Origin of the sequence: Candidatus Didemnitutus sp. (assembly GCA_019634575.1) — a bacterium.
Classification (GTDB): domain Bacteria; phylum Verrucomicrobiota; class Verrucomicrobiia; order Opitutales; family Opitutaceae; genus Didemnitutus.
Genome location: JAHCAY010000001.1, coordinates 1,966,655 through 1,983,414, shown reverse-complemented (window position 1 = coordinate 1,983,414; position 16,760 = coordinate 1,966,655). Strand labels below are relative to the sequence as shown.

15 protein-coding genes are annotated in these 16,760 nt (G+C 65.7%); 11 read left to right on the top strand and 4 right to left on the bottom strand.

What is annotated here, in order from left to right; genetic code table 11:
• The 7 genes from KF715_08320 (at position 1) to KF715_08290 (ending at position 7,698) form a co-directional block, all read left to right on the top strand.
• Positions 1 to 1,239, top strand: a complete 1,239-nt coding sequence (locus KF715_08320; protein MBX3736678.1) for an NADH-quinone oxidoreductase subunit H — start codon at positions 1 to 3, stop codon at positions 1,237 to 1,239.
• Positions 1,240 to 1,251: 12 nt separating this feature from the next.
• On the top strand, positions 1,252 to 1,791 hold the full coding sequence (locus KF715_08315) for an NADH-quinone oxidoreductase subunit I (GenBank protein MBX3736677.1): 540 nt from the start codon (positions 1,252 to 1,254) through the stop codon (positions 1,789 to 1,791).
• A 3-nt stretch (positions 1,792 to 1,794) separates the two neighbouring features.
• Complete coding sequence (locus tag KF715_08310; protein MBX3736676.1) at positions 1,795 to 2,301, top strand: NADH-quinone oxidoreductase subunit J; 507 nt, start codon at positions 1,795 to 1,797, stop codon at positions 2,299 to 2,301.
• Between the two features lie 20 nt (positions 2,302 to 2,321).
• Positions 2,322 to 2,648 carry an NADH-quinone oxidoreductase subunit NuoK gene (gene nuoK, locus KF715_08305; protein ID MBX3736675.1) on the top strand — a complete coding sequence of 109 codons (327 nt, stop codon included), beginning with the start codon at positions 2,322 to 2,324 and terminating at the stop codon, positions 2,646 to 2,648.
• Position 2,649: 1 nt separating this feature from the next.
• The gene (locus tag KF715_08300) at positions 2,650 to 4,539 is read left to right on the top strand and encodes an NADH-quinone oxidoreductase subunit L (GenBank protein ID MBX3736674.1); all 1,890 of its coding nucleotides are present in this window, start codon (positions 2,650 to 2,652) and stop codon (positions 4,537 to 4,539) included.
• Between the two features lie 114 nt (positions 4,540 to 4,653).
• Positions 4,654 to 6,174, top strand: coding sequence for an NADH-quinone oxidoreductase subunit M (locus KF715_08295; GenBank protein ID MBX3736673.1), 1,521 nt, complete (start codon positions 4,654 to 4,656; stop codon positions 6,172 to 6,174).
• Positions 6,175 to 6,186: 12 nt separating this feature from the next.
• Positions 6,187 to 7,698 carry an NADH-quinone oxidoreductase subunit N gene (locus tag KF715_08290; protein ID MBX3736672.1) on the top strand — a complete coding sequence of 504 codons (1,512 nt, stop codon included), beginning with the start codon at positions 6,187 to 6,189 and terminating at the stop codon, positions 7,696 to 7,698.
• A gap of 65 nt (positions 7,699 to 7,763) precedes the next feature.
• On the opposite strand, the gene KF715_08285 is transcribed toward KF715_08290, so the two are convergent.
• Positions 7,764 to 8,633: a serine hydrolase gene (locus KF715_08285; protein ID MBX3736671.1), complete on the bottom strand. Its 870-nt coding sequence runs from the start codon at positions 8,631 to 8,633 to the stop codon at positions 7,764 to 7,766.
• Between the two features lie 113 nt (positions 8,634 to 8,746).
• Here KF715_08285 and KF715_08280 point away from each other — a divergent pair, with 113 nt between their 5' ends.
• Positions 8,747 to 10,093 (top strand): FAD-dependent thymidylate synthase, encoded by a 1,347-nt coding sequence (locus tag KF715_08280; protein ID MBX3736670.1) that lies wholly within the window; start codon positions 8,747 to 8,749, stop codon positions 10,091 to 10,093.
• A gap of 144 nt (positions 10,094 to 10,237) precedes the next feature.
• Complete coding sequence (locus tag KF715_08275; GenBank protein MBX3736669.1) at positions 10,238 to 11,014, top strand: endonuclease/exonuclease/phosphatase family protein; 777 nt, start codon at positions 10,238 to 10,240, stop codon at positions 11,012 to 11,014.
• 189 nt (positions 11,015 to 11,203) lie between these two features.
• On the opposite strand, the gene KF715_08270 is transcribed toward KF715_08275, so the two are convergent.
• Both KF715_08270 and KF715_08265 read right to left on the bottom strand, forming a co-directional pair.
• Entirely contained in the window at positions 11,204 to 11,485 is a 282-nt protein-coding gene (locus KF715_08270) for a hypothetical protein (GenBank protein MBX3736668.1), read from the bottom strand.
• A 20-nt stretch (positions 11,486 to 11,505) separates the two neighbouring features.
• Positions 11,506 to 13,167: a ComEC/Rec2 family competence protein gene (locus tag KF715_08265; protein MBX3736667.1), complete on the bottom strand. Its 1,662-nt coding sequence runs from the start codon at positions 13,165 to 13,167 to the stop codon at positions 11,506 to 11,508.
• Between the two features lie 51 nt (positions 13,168 to 13,218).
• On the opposite strand from KF715_08265, the gene KF715_08260 reads away from it, so the two are divergent.
• Positions 13,219 to 14,622: a replication-associated recombination protein A gene (locus tag KF715_08260; GenBank protein MBX3736666.1), complete on the top strand. Its 1,404-nt coding sequence runs from the start codon at positions 13,219 to 13,221 to the stop codon at positions 14,620 to 14,622.
• Here KF715_08260 and KF715_08255 read toward each other — a convergent pair.
• A complete protein-coding gene (locus KF715_08255; GenBank protein ID MBX3736665.1) occupies positions 14,607 to 16,157 on the bottom strand; it encodes an ADP-ribosylglycohydrolase family protein in 1,551 nt (516 codons plus the stop codon). The two genes, KF715_08260 and KF715_08255, sit on opposite strands and share 16 nt — an antisense overlap.
• Positions 16,158 to 16,286: 129 nt before the next feature.
• On the opposite strand from KF715_08255, the gene KF715_08250 reads away from it, so the two are divergent.
• The gene (locus tag KF715_08250; protein MBX3736664.1) at positions 16,287 to 16,751 is read left to right on the top strand and encodes a hypothetical protein; all 465 of its coding nucleotides are present in this window, start codon (positions 16,287 to 16,289) and stop codon (positions 16,749 to 16,751) included.
• Positions 16,752 to 16,760: the final 9 nt, after the last annotated feature.

The following is a 16,760-nucleotide window of genomic DNA, read 5'->3' as shown; positions in this document are numbered from 1 at the left end:
ATGGTTGAATTCTGGCAAAACCTCCACCCGGCCGTGCAGCTCTTTCTCAAGGGCATCGCGGTGGTGCTCGTGATTTTCCCGCTTGGCGGCATCGGCTCGCTCGCGGAGCGCAAGATCTCCGCCGCGATGCAGGGCCGCCCCGGCCCGAACCGCGCGATCCCGATCTGGTTCCGCTGGGTGCCCGTGCTCGGACCGTTCCTCCAGCGCCTCGGCGTGTTCCACCTCATGGCCGACGGCCTGAAGATGCTCTTCAAGGAAGACGCGCTGCCCGGCCACGTGAACAAGTTCTATTTCGTCGCCGCGCCGATCCTCGCGATGATCCCGGCGCTGACGACGGTCACCGCCGTGCCGTTCGGCGCCTACCTGAACGGCCAGGGCGAACTCGTCCCGCTCGTGCTCGCCAATCTCGACGTCGGTATCCTCGCGGTGTTCGCCGTCTCCTCGCTCGGTGTCTACTCGCTCATCATCGCCGGCTGGGCCTCGAACTCGAAGTATCCTTTCCTCGGCGGCATCCGCGCCTCGGCGCAGCTCATCTCCTACGAGCTCTCGATGACGCTCTCCGTGCTGCCGGTTTTCCTCTGGATCAACGCGCCCGGCACGAACGGTTCGCTCAGCCTCTTCAACGTCGTCCAGTTCCAGAGCGGCACGAGCTTCCTCGGCGGCATGTGGTTCTTCTTCCTGATGCCGGTCTCGGCGGTCGTGTTCCTCGTCTCGCTCTTCGCGGAGACGAACCGCCTGCCGTTTGACATGGCCGAAGGCGAAGCCGACCTCGTCGGCGGTTTCCACACCGAATACGGCGCGTTCAAGTGGGGTCTGTTCTTCGTCGCCGAATACGCGCACATGATCGTCGGCTCCGGCGTGTTCGTGCTGCTGTTCCTCGGTGGCTGGAATCCGCTGCCGTGGCTGCCGCTCGAGAAGGTGCTGGGCTGGATGGGCGTTGCCTCGAACCCGTTCATTTTCGGCATCGCCTCGATCGTCGTCTTCCTGACGAAGGTGCTGTTCTTCATCTTCGTGTTCATGTGGGTCCGCTGGACTGTGCCGCGCTTCCGTTACGATCAGGTGATGAGGCTCGGCTGGCAAAAGCTGCTCCCGCTCGCGATCGGCAACCTGCTGTTCTACGCGGCCGCCATCGCCATCATCGAACTCCAACTCGCCGTCTGGGCGTGGGTCGCGCTCGCCGCCGCGACGATCGTGGCGCTCTTCGCCATCCTCCGTCCGCAATCCCGGACCGCCCTCTGACCCTTTCCGCGCATGGCTTACGTCGTCGAACGCAAACCTCTCTCGCTCTCCGAGCGCCTCTACATCCCGCAGGTCCTCGCGGGCATGAAGACCACGCTCAAGCACTTCTTCGCGCCGAACGTGACGATGGAGTATCCGGAGCAGCGTCCCGCCATCCCGCCCGGCTACCGTGGCGTGCCCACGCTGGTGAAGGACCCGCACGGCCGCGAGAAGTGCGTCTCGTGCCAGCTCTGCGAATTCGTCTGCCCGCCCAAGGCCATCCGCATCACGCCGGGTGAGATTCCGGCCGACGCCGCGAACGCGCACGTCGAGAAGGGCCCCAAGGCCTTCGACATCGACATGCTCCGCTGCATCTATTGCGGCCTGTGTCAGGAAGTCTGCCCCGAGGAGGCGATCTGGCTGCAGAACCAATACTCGATGTCCGGCTACACGCGCGAGGAGATGGTCAACAACAAGGAACGTCTCTACGAACTCGGCGGCACGTTGCCCGACCAACATTTCAAGTGGGACAAGAAGAAGGCCGCCGAACAGCGCGGCAACGCCCACCACTAAGCCATGGCCAACCTGCTCTTCTACATCTTCGCCTTCCTGACCGTCGTGTGCGCGGCGCTCGTGGTGGTGAACAAGAACCCGGTGAACGGCGCGATGTTCCTGCTGCTCTCGCTCGTCGGCATGGCCGGGCTCTTCGTCATGCTCGACGCCGCGCTGCTGGCCTTCGTGCTCCTGCTCGTCTATGCGGGCGCGGTCGTGGCGCTGTTCCTCTTCATCATCATGCTGCTCGATACGCGACCGGAGAGCCTGAAGCCCTTCAAGAAGCTCAGCATCCTCGCCTCGACCGTCGGCGGTGCGCTGCTGCTCCTCGGCGTCTATTCGCTCTCGCACCGCGTGATGCTCTCGTCCGCTGCGCCGGTCGGGCCGGCGCCGACGCTGAAGAACTACGCCGAACAACTTTTCACCACCTACCTCCTGCCGGTGCAGGTCGTCGGCTTCATGCTCCTGATCGCCATGCTCGGCGTCATCGTGCTCTCGAAGAAATTCGCTCCCGTGGAGGACGCCAAATGAATCCGTTGCTTGGATACCTCATGCTCGACGGTGAAGCTCCCGCCGCTATCGGTCTCAACGCCTACATCCTGATCAGCCTGCTGCTGTTCGTCATCGGCTTCATCGGCGTGCTGCTCCGCAAGAACACGCTCGTGATCTACATGTGCCTCGAGCTCATGCTGCTCGCCTCGACCCTCGCGCTCGTCGCGTTCTCGCGCTTCAACGGCACGCTCGACGGTTCGGTCTTCGTTTTCTTCATCCTCACGATCGCGGCGGCCGAGGTCGCCGTCGGCCTCGCCATCATCGTCGCCCTCTTCCGCAAGCGCCACACGGTGCAGGTGGAGGAACTGTCCGCGCTCAAGAACTGACATGTCACCCGTTCAGTCCGCTCTCCTTCTGCTCCTCACGCCGCTCGCGTCCGCGACGCTGATCGCGCTGTTCCTGCGGCGTCAGGGCGCGCTCGCCCAATGGGTCTCCGTCGCCGCCGCCGCCATCATCTGCGCGCTGTCGCTCCAGTTCGTGTTCAACGGCACCGACGTGAACGCCTCGCTCGAGTGGCTGCGCTTCGGCAATTTCTCGATCTCGCTCGGCTTCAAGATCGATGCGCTCGCGCGGCTGATGCTCTTCGTCGTCGGGTTCGTCGGCTTCCTCATCCACGTCTTCTCGATGGGCTACATGCACGACGACGCGGCGCGCGCCCGCTTCTTCGGCGGCCTGTCGGTCTTCATGTTCTCGATGCTCGGCATCGTCGTCGCCGACTCGCTGTTCATGATCTTCATCTTCTGGGAGCTCGTCGGTTTCAGCTCCTGGCTGCTCATCAACCATTACCACGAGAAGCAGTCCGCGGCCGACGCCTCGAAGAAGGCCTTCATCGTCAACCGCGTCGGCGACTTCGGCTTCCTGCTCGGCATCGTCGCGACCTACTGGCTCTTCGGCACGACCAACCTCAACGACCTCGCCTTCAAGGCCGGCTCGCACGGCTACGCGATCTCGGCTGCCATTCCGCTGCTCCTCTTCTGCGGCGCGATGGGCAAGTCCGCGCAGATGCCGCTGCACGTCTGGCTCCCGGACGCGATGGAAGGCCCGACGCCGGTCTCCGCGCTCATCCACGCCGCGACGATGGTCGCCGCCGGTATCTACATGCTGTGCCGGATCAATTTCCTGATGGTGCCCGAGGCGCTGAACGTCATCGCGGCCATCGGCACGGTCACGGCGGTCTACGCCGCGCTCTGCGCCGTCGTGCAGCGCGACATCAAGAAGGTCCTCGCTTACTCCACGCTCTCGCAACTCGGCTACATGGTCGCGGCCTTCGGCCTCGGCTCGCTCGTGACGTCGCACGAGATGGGCGGCAAGGTCCACGAGGTCGTCATCGCCGCCGGCGTCGGCGCCGCGATGTTCCACCTCACGACTCACGCCTTCTTCAAGGCGCTGCTCTTCCTCGGTTCCGGCTCCGTCATCCACGGCTGCCACCACGAGCAGGACATCTTCCAGATGGGCGGACTGCGGAAGAGCATGCCGATCACCTTCCTGACCTTCACGCTCGGCGTGCTCGCGATCATCGGTTTCCCGTTCTTTGCGGGCTTCTTCTCCAAGGACGCGATCCTCTACCTCGCCTTCTCACAAAACACCGTGATCTTCGTCGCCCTCGCGTTCACCGCGATCCTGACGTCGTTCTATATGATCCGCATGTGGAAGATCGTGTTCTTCGGCGAAGCGCGTTCCGACCACGCCAAGCACGCGCACGAGAGCAGTCTCGTCATGACGCTCCCGCTCATGCTGCTCGCCGGCCTCTCGATCTCGGGCGGTTATCCGCAGATTTTCGGCAAGATCGCCGGCCCGATCATGGGTCTCGTCCCCGATGCGCATCATGATCACTCCGCGCACGTGATCATCCTCGGCACCTCGCTCGCCGTCATGATCCTCGGCGCCGGCGCGGCCTGGCTCTTCTACCCGACGGCCAAGACCGACGCGCTCGAGTCGAAGGTCGGCGGCCTGTTCCGCGCGCTCACGGCGCTCAAGGAATCCTTCGACAAGGTCTACGACTACTACGTGGCGAAGGTGCAGCAGCGCTTCGCGATGCTGATCAACTTCCTCGAGCAGATCTTCCTCGCCGGCCTGATCATCCGCGGTTGCGCGGGCCTGGTCGGCCTCGTCGGCCTCGGCGTGCGCGCGCTGCACGTCGGCAGCATCCACGCCTACGTCTACTGGTTCCTGCTCGGCACCGTGCTCCTGTGGGGCTTCGCCGCCGGCGTGTTTTAACCACGAATGGACACGAATTCACACGAATGAAATCACTGGACCACACGCACGTTCTGCTCGGGCAGATTCGTGTTCATTCGTGTCCATTCGTGGTTTCTCCCTGCCTTTCACTTCATGTCTGACAACGCCCTTCTCCTGCAGCTCGCGATCGCCACGCCGCTCCTCGTCGCGCTGGCCATCGGCCTCGGTCTGCCGAAGCGCTTCGCGACCAAACTGGCGGCGATCGCCTTCATCTGGCCCGCGATCATCGCCGTCTGGCTCTGGAAACAATTCCCGACCGACGCCGGCAACGCCTACCAGTTCCTGAGCAAGGTCGACACCGGCCTCGGCGGCTTCGGCATCGCGCTGAAGCTCGGTCTCAACGGCGTCTCGCTGCCAATGTTCATGCTCGCGGCCATCGTCGGCCTCGCCGCCGGCATCTACGCGCTGCGCTCCAACGCCGAACGTCTGAAGATTTACCTGATGCTCCTGCTCATCATGCAGGGCGGCCTCCTCGGCACGTTCGCGTCGGTCGACATCTTCTTCTTCTATTTCTTCCACGAACTCGCGCTCATTCCGACCTTCATCATGGTCGGCATCTGGGGCGGCCGGGACCGCAATTACGCGGCGATGAAGATGACGATCTACCTCACCGTCGGCGCCATGCTCTCACTCGCCGGCCTGATTGCCATCTACACCAAGAGCGGCGCGGAATCTTTCGACCTCGTGACGCTCCGCGCCGAGCTCGCCGCCAATCCACTCTCCGTCACGGCGCAGAAATATATTTTCGGCCTGCTGATGTTCGGCTTCGGCACGCTGGTCTCCCTCTGGCCGCTGCACACCTGGGCCCCGCTCGGCTACGGCGCCGCGCCGTCGTCCGCCGCCATGCTCCACGCCGGCGTGCTCAAGAAGTTCGGCCTCTACGGCCTCATCCAGATCGCGCTGCCCCTGCTGCCCGCCGGCGCACAGGCCTGGGCCTGGCCGCTCGCCGTGCTCGCCGCCGTCGGCAACGTGCTCGTCATCGGCTTCGTCACCATCGCCCAGCGCGACCTCAAGCAAATGCTCGGTTACAGCTCGGTCATGCACATGGGCTACTGCTTCCTCGGCATCGCGACGCTCTCCGTCATTGGCACGGGCGGCGTGGTGCTCCTGATGGTTGCGCACGGCCTGTCCGTCGCGCTGCTGTTCCTCCTCGCCACGAGCGTTCACCACCGCACGCACACCTTCGACATGGCGGAGATGGGCGGCCTCGCGCAAAAGACCCCCGTGCTCGCCGCGTTCTTCGTCGCCGGCACCATGGCCAGCATCGGCCTGCCGGGTTTCGCCAACTTTTGGGGCGAACTCACGGTCTTCGTCTCGCTCTGGCAGTTCTCGCCCGCGCTCACCGCCGTTGCCATCGCCGGCGTCGTCATCTCCGCCATCTATGGTTTGCGCGCCGCGGCCCGCGTGTTCTTCGGGCCGTCGACCGAGCAACTGAACACGGTCCTCGCCAAGCATCCCGCCGTCGACCTCGCTTGGAGCGAGCGTCTGCCGGCGCTGGTTCTCCTCGTCGCGCTCCTCGTCATCGGCTTCTGGCCGAAGACGATCTCGACCGCCGCCAACGCCGCACTGACCGCCCCGACGCCGGCCGTCGTGCGCAACGTTTCCTCCCGCTGATTTTCCGCCGCCATGTCGACCGAACTTCTCCAAGCTGCCGCCGATTCGAACCAGTGGGCTGCGATCTTTCCTGAGCTAATCCTCGCGTGCGCGGCGCTCGGCCTCCTCGCCTCGGAGATTGTGCTCCCCAAGAGCCAGCACCGTTACATCCCGTGGGTGGCGACGATCACGCTGCTGTTCGTCCTGGGCGGTATCGTCATCAATTTCGACACCGCGTGGATGAATCAGGACACCTTCGCCGGCCTGCTCCGCCACAACATGCCGGGGCAGATCGCTCGCGTGTTCTTCACGATCTCGAGCCTGCTCGTTTGCGCGATCGCCAGCGTAGTGCTGCCGCGCAGCAAGATGCCGCGCGTCGAGTTCTACGCGATCGTTCTGGTTATCACCGCCGCGATGATGCTGCTCGTGCAGAGCAACCACTTCGTGATGTTCTTCGTCGCGCTTGAGACGATCACGATCGGCTTCTACATCCTCGTCTCCTACTTCCGCGACAACGCCCTCACGCTCGAGGCTGGCCTGAAGTATCTCGTCACCGGCGCGCTCAGCTCCGCGATCATGCTCTTCGGCATCGTCATGCTCTACGGCGCGGTGGGCCGCGTGGAGATGGGCGGCGTCGCGCACACGGGCTTCGAGTTTGACGTCGTGGCCGATTTCCTCGCGAAGAACCCCGACAACTTTCTCGGCATTCTCGGGGCGCTGCTCGTGCTCAGCGGCGTCGGCTTCAAGATCGGTGCGTTTCCGTTCCAGATCTGGATTCCCGACGTCTATCAGGGTGCGCCGACGCCCGTCACCGCGTTCCTCGCGGTTGGTTCCAAGGCCGCCGGGTTCGCCGTGCTGCTCACGCTCGTGCACAACGTCTTCGCGCCGCTCAGCGGGATTCTCGTGCCCGTGCTCTCGACCCTCGCGGCCGCGACGCTCCTCTTCGGCAACCTCTCCGCCCTCACGCAGCGCAACGCCAAGCGCCTCATGGGCCTCTCCGGCATCTCGCACGCCGGCTTCCTGCTGCTCGGCGTGACGGCGTCGATGACCGTGTCATGGGCCAGCGGTGCGGTCTGGTTCTACCTTTTCACCTACATGTTTGCCTCGATGGCGGTGTTCGGCGTCATGGCGCATCTCGCCGGCGACGACGACACGCAGCAGGACCTCGACGGCTACGATCGCCTCGCCAAGGACCGCCCGTTCCTCGCCGCGGTGCTCGCGATCGGTGTCGGCTCGCTCGCCGGCATCCCGCCGCTCGCCGGCTTCATGGGCAAGCTGCTCGTGTTCATGGCCGCGTTCGAAGCCAAGCTCTACACGCTCCTCGCCATCGCGATCGTGTGCGTCGTCGTCTCGATCTATTACTACTTCGGCTGGATCAAGGCCGCTTGGTTCGAGACCTGGCGCCCCGAGGGCGAGACGCCCGCGCCGGTGTCCGCCGCCGAACCGTCGCTGATCAACACTGCCATCCTCGCGAGCCTCGCGCTCGTGACCGTGCTGCTCGGCTTCTTCCAACAGCCGCTGTCGGCTTGGCTGCTGAACCGCTAAGCGGATAAGTCTGTTTCGTTGCCAAGGCCGGTCCTCACGACCGGCCTTTTGCGTTTCATCGACGACTATTTGACTGGCGCAAGCAAGTCGTCCGCCGCTGCCGCGAACGCCCGCAGATACTCCTCGCCATGCGCGTGGTGCACCATCGCGACGATGACGTAGTGACGTCCGGGGCCGGTGACAACTGCGGTGTCGAGGTTCCAGTCCTCCCACCAACCCGCCTTGCGGCGAATCTCGAGCCCCGCGCGTCCCGCCAGTCCGGCGACGAACTTGTCCTCCTTGTGCGGGATGTCCGGTGATCGAAAGATATCCCGCATCGCTGCCGACGCCTCGGCCGAGACGAGCTGGTCCTGCTCGAGCAGCAGGTAAAACCGCAACAGCTGCCGCACCGTCGCAGCGTGCGAATGCCCGCCGACGGGATCGGCCACACGCTCGCCGCCCTTGCCGTAATGCTTGCCGAGCCAAATGCCGCCGCCGGTCTGCGCGTCGTAGAGGGCGTAGCGGTCGAGCACGCCGCGGATGAAGCCCAGCCCGAGTTGCTGCGAGAATTTCGCCGCGAGCTCGTTGTCCGACTGCTTGATCATCAATCCGAGTTCGTGCCGTGTCGTCGCGTCGAGCGCAGCCGGTTCCGGATGGGCGGCGAACCAGCCGAGCAGGATCGCGACCTTCGGCACGCTCGCCGCGTAGTCGATGCGGTCGGGGCGCACCCACGCGAGGCGTAGCGTGCGCAGGTCGAGCACGCCGACGGAGGTCTGCCCATCGGGAATCTCCCAGCGCGCACGCAGCGAGGCATCGATCGCCTCGACGTGCTGCTGGAGGGTGGAATCGAGGACCGGGGATCCATCCAGGCTGTAGGAGCGGAAGTCGGGCATGGCGGAGAAGGCTGACGCCACGCCAAGGAAAACCGACAGGGCAGCGAAAGCGACCGGCTTCATGGGATGGGCGGACGCTAGCGCCGCGTCTTTCGTTGCCAAGCCTCGGGGCGTCCAAAGTTTTCCGCTAATTTCCTTCGCCACCGCGCGCGAAACTCTTTCGTGTTTTCGCGCGCATGAAGGTCACTGGCATCGCCGTCGTCCCGCCGCCCTCCGCGGCCGATCTCCCGAAAGTCACGCCCGAGCTCCTGGCGTCCGTGCTCGCCCGTTATTCGCGCAGCAACGACGGCCTCGCCAACATCCTCTCGAAGGTCGACCTCGCGCATCCCGACGAGTCGATCGATCGCATCCTGAAATTCGTCGACTACGGCCACGCCTCGATCGGCGGTCTCACCGGCGGTCTCGCCCTCGCGCTCGACGGCGTCTCGATGTGGCTCGCATATAAAATTTTCGAGATCGCGCAGATGGCCGACGGCCAGGAATCGAGCACGCGCTACATCACGATGGATGCGGCCAACCTGCCGACACCGGCCGAACTCGGCGTGCCCGACGATCTCGCCGGCCAGTGGACGAGCGTGATGGCACAGGCCTTCGCCGCCTATAACGCCGAATACGCGCGCCTCGACCAGCTCGGTCAGGAGAAACCCGAGCTCATCCGGCTCCCGCCGAACGCCAAGCCCGCCGTCGTCACGCGTATCCGCAAAAACTACGCCCTCGACCGCGCCCGCTATTTCATCCCGCTCGCCACGCGCACGAATCTCGGCCTCGTCCAAAGCTCGCGCATGTGGGCCGCGACGGTGAAGCACCTCGACTCGCTCGGTCAACCCGAGGCCAAGGCCGCCGCCGCCGCGATCCGCGACGTGCTGCTCAAGATGTCGCCGCGCCTCATGCGCCACAGCTCGGCGGAAAAGTCCTACGAGGCGCAGGCCGCGCAGGAGCTCGCGACTTCGTGCCGCCTCGGCCTCGAACGCCTCTCGGCTGCGCCGCTCGCCGATCAGGTTTGGGTGAAAGTCGATCGCGACACACCGCCGTGGCTGCGCGAGGAGCAACCCGTGCCCGAGGCGTTGCGCCATCGCGCCAACCGCTACGGCTACCAAGGCACCGCGACGCGCCGCACGCGCGTGACCTTTGCCTGGAACAACATGGCGGTTGCCGAGCTGCGCGACCTCAACCGCCACCGCACCGGCCACCGCTACACGCCGCTCATTCAAGCCGGCTTCTATCTGCCCCCCGAGATCGCGCACGCCGCGCACCAGCCGCTGCTCGACGCGCAGGCGGCGCTCACGCGTGAACTCATGCAGCGCGGCTCGCCGGCCTACGTCTATTCGCTGCTCCTCGGCGCGCAGACGCCGTTCGAGCACAGCACGCATGCCGACAAATTCATCTACGAAGCCGAGCTGCGCACCGGCATGGGCGCGCATTTCCGCTATGCCGAGCACCTCAGTGCCGCGCTCCGGGAATTTTTCTGCCACGTCCCCGAAGCCAAAACATGGGTCGTGGAAGGCACAGCCGAGCCCGAGTAGTCGCATGGGTAAATAATCTTGCCGCGTCTTCACCGCGGGCGAACATGCCAGCGACTTGCTGCAGCGCATGAGCCCACGTCTTTTCCCCGGCTTTCGCAGTTTCTCGGCTCGCTGGAGCGGGACCCGCGCGACTCCCCTCCGCTGATGCCGCCGCACTTCAAAATTCTGCAGTTCAACATGCAGTTTGGTCAGATGTGGAACGACACTGACCCGGACCGTGCACCGATTCGCCTCAGCCACACCATCGAAGAGATCAAGAGTCATGACGCCGACCTCATCCTGTTGCAGGAAGTCGAACTGGCCGAGCCCGGCGGCACGCAGCCGCCGATCCCCCCGAACTACAGCCGCCTGAAGGGTGCCCTCGCCGGCTACGACAGCTATTTCTCGTTTCCCCGTGAGGATCCCCGCGAGCTGCCCTTCGGCATCGGCTTGGCGATTTTCTCGCGCACGCCGCTCCGCGACCACTTCCGTCTCGACCTGCCGTCGCCCGCCGTGGAATTCGACTTCTTCGGCGAAAAAAAGACGCCGACCGATCGCCTGCTGATCGGTGCGACGACCACGATCGCCGGCCGCGAGGTGCGCGTGATGAACACGCACCTCCTCGCGCTCTTCATGCTCCGCTCGAGCAGCGAGGTGCACAACGAGCAACGCCGGCTCGTAGCGGCCCAGCTGGCAAAATCGACCGGTCCGACCGTGCTGGGCGGCGACTTCAACGTCAGCAAACACCAGTCGCTCGTGGAGCAGTTTGCCCAAGTCGGCTTCCGCACCGTGCAGGATCGCGAGGTGACTTGGCGGCGCCGGCCTTTCGTGCTCGATCACCTGTTCTACAACGCGCCCCTGAGACCGGTCCGCCACGTCGTGAAGCCGACCATCGCGTCCGATCACCACGCGCTGTGCGCGGAGTTCGAGTTCACCGACTAATCCCGGCCGAACGCGCTGCGCCGCGCCCGGTGGGCCTTTTTGAACCACGGATTGCACGGACGAGCACGGATGGAGGCACCGTCTTCGCTGCGTGATCCGTGCTCATCCGTGCAATCCGTGGGCAAGAACCGCTCGCTCGCGATGTGAGCTGCACTCGCGACAACAACCTGAGTCGGTCTGAGACCGGCTCTACTTCGCGCGCCGCACGCGTTCCTTCTCGTCCTCGCGCTCTTCCTCGAGTCGCGCCTTTTCGCTGGCGATCTGCTTGCGCAGTTTGTCGGCCTCGTCGAATTCCTGCTTGGCCAGAGCCGCGTCGAGCTGCTGCTTCAGGAAAATCTCGCGCTCCGCGATCTTGCCTTGGAACACGCGATCGATCTCCGCGAGCCGCTGCTTCTGCTCCGCGGTGAGTTTTCCGCTCGACGGGTCGGACTTCGCGAGGCGTTCCATGGCGAGTTCGTAGGCGCTTTTCATGGACGGAACGATTGCCGCGTTCAGGGAAACTTCACGCCGAAAATCAACACGAGCGCCACGGCCGCCACCGGCAGCCAGAATCCGCCGGCCGCTTTTCGCCAGTGCGCGGTTGCCCCGACGAACATCGTGCCGAGCACGAACACCGTCGCGCCCGGCGCCATCCACGGGGCGTGAAATTCCGCCGCGAAATATACGCCGGGCAACGGCGTGCCCTTCTGCACCAGCCAATCCATCGCGATGATCAGCAGCGCCGCCGCGTGATTGAACACCAGCACGAGCGCCCCGGCGTGCGCCAGCCCGCCCACCATCGCGAGAAACCCCGCGACGATCGCGAGCGACGAGATCGGGATGATCACGAGATTCGCCGCCAGCGCGCCCGGCGACAGCAAACCGAAATAACCGACGCTGCTCGGCATGCTCGCCAGCGTGGCCGCGCAAGTGATCGCGAGCGCACCGAGGACCTCGCGCCCACCGTCGCGCACCCACCGTTGCCAGCGGCTCCAGCCCGCCTCCGGCAGGTCGCGCCACGGCTGCCACATCGCCTGCCAGCGCTCCGCGAGCGGCAGTCCCATCACGATCAGCGCGACCACGACCGCGTAGGACATCTGAAAGCCGGTGGAGAACAACTGCCGCGGATCGAGCAACAGCGTCGACCACGCCGCGGCCGCGAGCGCCGCCAGCGGATTGCCCGGCAGCCGGAAAATCCGTGAACCCAGCAGAAACGCGATCATCAGGAACGAGCGCACCGCCGGGACACTCGCCCCCGTCACCTCGACATAAAGCCAGAGCACCGCCAGCCCGGCCACGATGGCCGCGCGGCGCGGCACCCGCAGAAGCTGCAGCGCGCTTTGGATCGCCACCGCGATCACCCCGACGTGCAGCCCGCTGATGGAAAAAATATGAAAGACGCCGCTGCGCATGAATGCGCTTTGCTGCTCCGCCGACAGCACCGCCTTTTCCCCGAGCAGCATGGCGAGGTAAAGCGAGACGACGTTCGGATGCGCCTCGAGGCCGCGCCGCAGGACCGCGGCCAGCCGATCCTGCATGCGGTCGCAAAATACCCGGAACGCCGCCGGTGCGCGCGTTTCCATGAGCAAATGGCCGCGCGCGATGCGCGTGCGAATGCCGAGCGTGGCCAGATACGCGTCGAAATCGCGACCGCCGCTTTCGTCCTCCGGCAACGCCTCCACCACGCCGGCGAAACGGTATTCGCCCGAGACCGTCGGCGGCACGCTGATGCGCCGGATGGCGGAGAAATAAACGCGCTGTCCCGCCAGCCGCACCGCCGAACCATCGCCACCGATCACGCACGCGATGCCGTTGAGCGTTTTGCGCTGTGGAGCGGGCGGGAAGACCTGCTCGATGCGCAGGACGACCCTCACTTCGCGTGCCGGCCCGGCCCATTCCAGCGGCACTGGGGCGCGCCACTTCATCCAGCCCGCGCCAGCCACAATCCCCGCCACCACCAAGCCGGTGCCCCACACCGTCTGAGCGAGGACTGAGCGCCCGCGACCGCCGACGAGCGCGAGCGCCGTGCCGAGCAGCGCGAGGCCAGTGAGCGAGCGAATGGAAATGTCCGGTGCGTGGTCCATCCACGCGATGCCCGCGCAGAAAGGCAGCAGCAGCCAGAGCAGGGGAGCGCGCAGGGCGTTGGTCATCGTCCGACCCGGGCCCTCGGGCAAGACGGCCAGCAAAGCGATCGGGCGCGCGCCTTCAAACTTGTTTCGCGCCCCATGCGGACCACTGTGTGGACAATCATGGCACGCGGCGCAGACACCGGCTCACTTTTCGGCGAGGAATCCGCCGCGCCTGCGCCCTTCGGCGAAGCCCCTGCGCCAGCGCCGAAGGACAGCTCGCACCAGCCGCTCGCCGCGCGCATGCGCCCGCGCTCGCTCGTCGAGGTCGTCGGGCAGGATCACATCACGCGCGCCGGCAGTTTGCTCCCGCAACTGATCGCGACGAACCGCTTCGGGAGCCTGCTCTTCTACGGGCCGCCCGGCTGTGGCAAGACCAGCATCGCCGAGGCGATCGCGCGCGAAACCGGCAGTCGCTTCGTGCGCGTGAACGCGGTGATGAGCAACGTCGCCGAGCTCCGCGAAATCCTCGCGCTCGCCCGCCGCCGGCCCGAGGCGCGCACGATCCTCTTCATCGACGAACTCCACCGGTTCAACAAATCCCAACAGGACCTGCTGCTGCCCGACGTCGAGGAAGGCAGCGTGCGTCTCATTGGCGCGACGACGCACAATCCCGGGTTCTACGTCAATCCGCCGCTGCTCAGCCGCAGCCACCTCTTCCGGCTCGAGCCGCTGTCGCCCGTGGCGGTCGCGGGCGTGCTCCGCAAGGCACTCGCCGATACCGAGCGTGGGCTCGGCGCGCGCGAGCACGCGGCCGACGACAAGGTGCTCACCGATCTCGCCGTGCTCTGCGACGGCGACCTACGCCGGGCGTTGAACTCACTCGAAGTCCTCGCGCTCTCTTTGCCGGAGAAGGCTGCGATCTCGGAAAAGGAGCTCGAGGTTTTCGCGCGCGAGCGCCGCATTCGCTACGACGCGGATGAGGACGAGCACTACGACACGATCTCAGCGTTCATCAAAAGCTGCCGGGGCAGCGATCCGGACGCGGCGATGTATTGGCTCGCGAAGATGCTCGCCGGCGGCGAGGACCCACGCTTCATCGCGCGGCGCCTCGTCATCCTCGCCAGCGAGGACGTTGGCCTGGCGGACCCGCAGGCGCTGCCGCTGACCGTCGCGGCGCATCACGCGTGCGATTTCATCGGTTTGCCGGAGGCGGAGCTGACGCTCGCGCACGCGACGCTCTACATCGCCACCGCGCCGAAGAGCAACTCGGCCACGCTCGCGCTCGGCGCGGCGCATCGCGCACTCAAGGAGCAGTCGGTGCAGCCCGTGCCGGTCCACCTGCGCGACAAGGGTGGTCAGGCGAGCAAGCGCGCCGGTCACGGCAAGGGTTACCTCTACTCGCACGACTTCCCCGAGAACGTCTCGGGGCAGACCTACCTCGAGAAACCGCTCGCGCTCTACACCCCGAAGACGGCGGGTTGGGAAACGAAGATCGCCGACCGTCTCGCGCGCTGGCAGGGATTGCGCGAGCAGATTCGGCGCGATCAGGGCGCGCGATAGATCACGGCGCGAATGATGCCGAAGCGCCGGCCGGAGGAGTGCGGGTCGGCGTCGCTCCGCGTGACGATCCGCAACGTGTGCTCGCCGTCGCTCAGTCCCGGCAGGCGCCAGAGGTCGTTGTCGTGCGTGCGCGTGTCGTCCACGTAGGCGTCGGCCACGAGATCGCATTTCACGCCGTCGATGAAGACATCGGCCCGGCCGCCGTCGTGGATGAGGCTGCCGATGAGCACGACGCCAGTGCCGCGGAATTTCAACTCGGCCTCCGCGCCGGCGCCGTTCGCTTCGCGGGCCATGTATTTGTCGGACCAGAACTGGCCGGGTTTCGATTCCCACGCGCCGCGCCAAGTCCACGCCGCTTCATCGCTGTTGATGAGCTGCACCGGCCGGCCGTAGCCCGATGACTCGAGCGGCGGGGGCGTGACCGTCTGTCGCGGGATGATGACCTCTTGGTCGTCCACCCGCCCGCCGGCGCGCTGGATGACTGCGAGGGCGAGACGTTCGGACGATGCGACGATGTCGCGGAAGGAGTAGTCGGTGTAGTCGAACTTGCGTTCGGCGATGGAGAGCACGGCGGTGCGGTGTTCGGCGGGGATGCGCTCGAAGCCGATCATCGCGCCGAGCACGCCACAGGCGCTGGAGGGATTGCAGTCGGAGTCCTGGCCGCAACGCGTGGCGATTTCCATCGTGCGCTGCCAGTCACCGTTGCCAGCGAGCAGGCCGAGCGCGACGTAGGCGCCGTTGAGTTTGGCGTCGATGTTGAAGGGGCGATGCGCGCCCTCCGGACAGATGTCGTCATGGTCCCATTTGTCGGCGAGCAACTGCCAGATTTTCCGCCAGTCGCCGGGATACGCGGCGTGCCAGTCGAGCAGGTCGCGGATGATGCGACCGTAGCCGCTGTTTGCCGGGATGCTCGCGAGGCCGGCCTCGACCACGCGTCGTGGATCACTCTCGAAGAACGCGGCGGAATACATGCCGGCGATGAACAGGCCGCCATAGAGGCCGTCGCCGTGGTTCATCACCCGGCCGACGCGCTCACCGAGGCGGTTGGCCTCGGCGGGCAGGCCGGGACAGAGGATGCCGATGAAGTCCGACTCGATCTGGAAATCGATGTCGTCGCAGTGCGCGTTGTAGCGCGGGTCGCCGCTGAGCGCGGCGGGCAGGCCGCGTTGGAGGTTGCGTCGCGCTGCGGCGTTGGCGTGCCAGAGTTTGTAGCGGGATTGCGCGAATGCCGCGCCGTAGTCGTCGCTCGTCGCGTCGAGGCCGACGGTGTCGAGGACCTTGGAGAACGTCATCTCGACGTAGAGGTCGTCCTGCACGATGGCGTTGGTGATGGGCTCGGGTTTGATGGGATCGTCGAACGTGCGGCCGAGGGCGTGAAACTCCGTGGGGGCGCCGTAGACGACGCCGATCATCTGCCCGGCCCACGCGCCGCGAATCTTGTCGCGCAGCTCGGCGCGCGAGAGGGAACGAGTGGCGGCGGCGAAAGTCGTCGTCGCACAGACTGCGAGGCAAAGCAGACGGAGAGCGAGTTTCATAGACTGGACGGTCATGATGCCGCCCCGCGCATGACGTCGCGAGCGTGAATCGAAAGCTAAACGGCGAGCGGTCGCGGCGGGAGCGAGCGCGGGCTTGCGGCGCGGTTGCTCCAAGCTAACGTGCCGAACATGAAGACGCGGTTCGTTCTCTTGGTTGTCCTCGCTCTCGGCTTCGGCCAACTTTCGGCGCAAACCCCGAAGCCCGGCAGCACGACCAAGACCACGACGAAGACCGACGATAAAAAAACGGAAGCGAAGATCGCCGGCATTGTGATTGTGCGACCCAACGGCACGTTTCTCGGACTCACACTCGAGGGCGGCACGTTCAAGCTGTCGTTTTACGACAAGGACAAGAAGTCCGCACCGGCCGACGTCACCCGCGCGGCGGCGCGGTGGAATCCGAACTACAAGCTGGGAAGCGAGCGGATCATTCTGAATCTTTCCGGCGACGGGAAGGCGCTGGTCGGCAGCAAGCCCGTGCGTCCGCCGTATGCGTTCAAGCTGTTCCTGACGCTGCTCAAGGGCGCGGTATCGGCTGACGGCTCCGAGGCGGAGCAGGCGGTCGAGAACTACACGATCGATTTCCACGCCTGAGGCGACGCG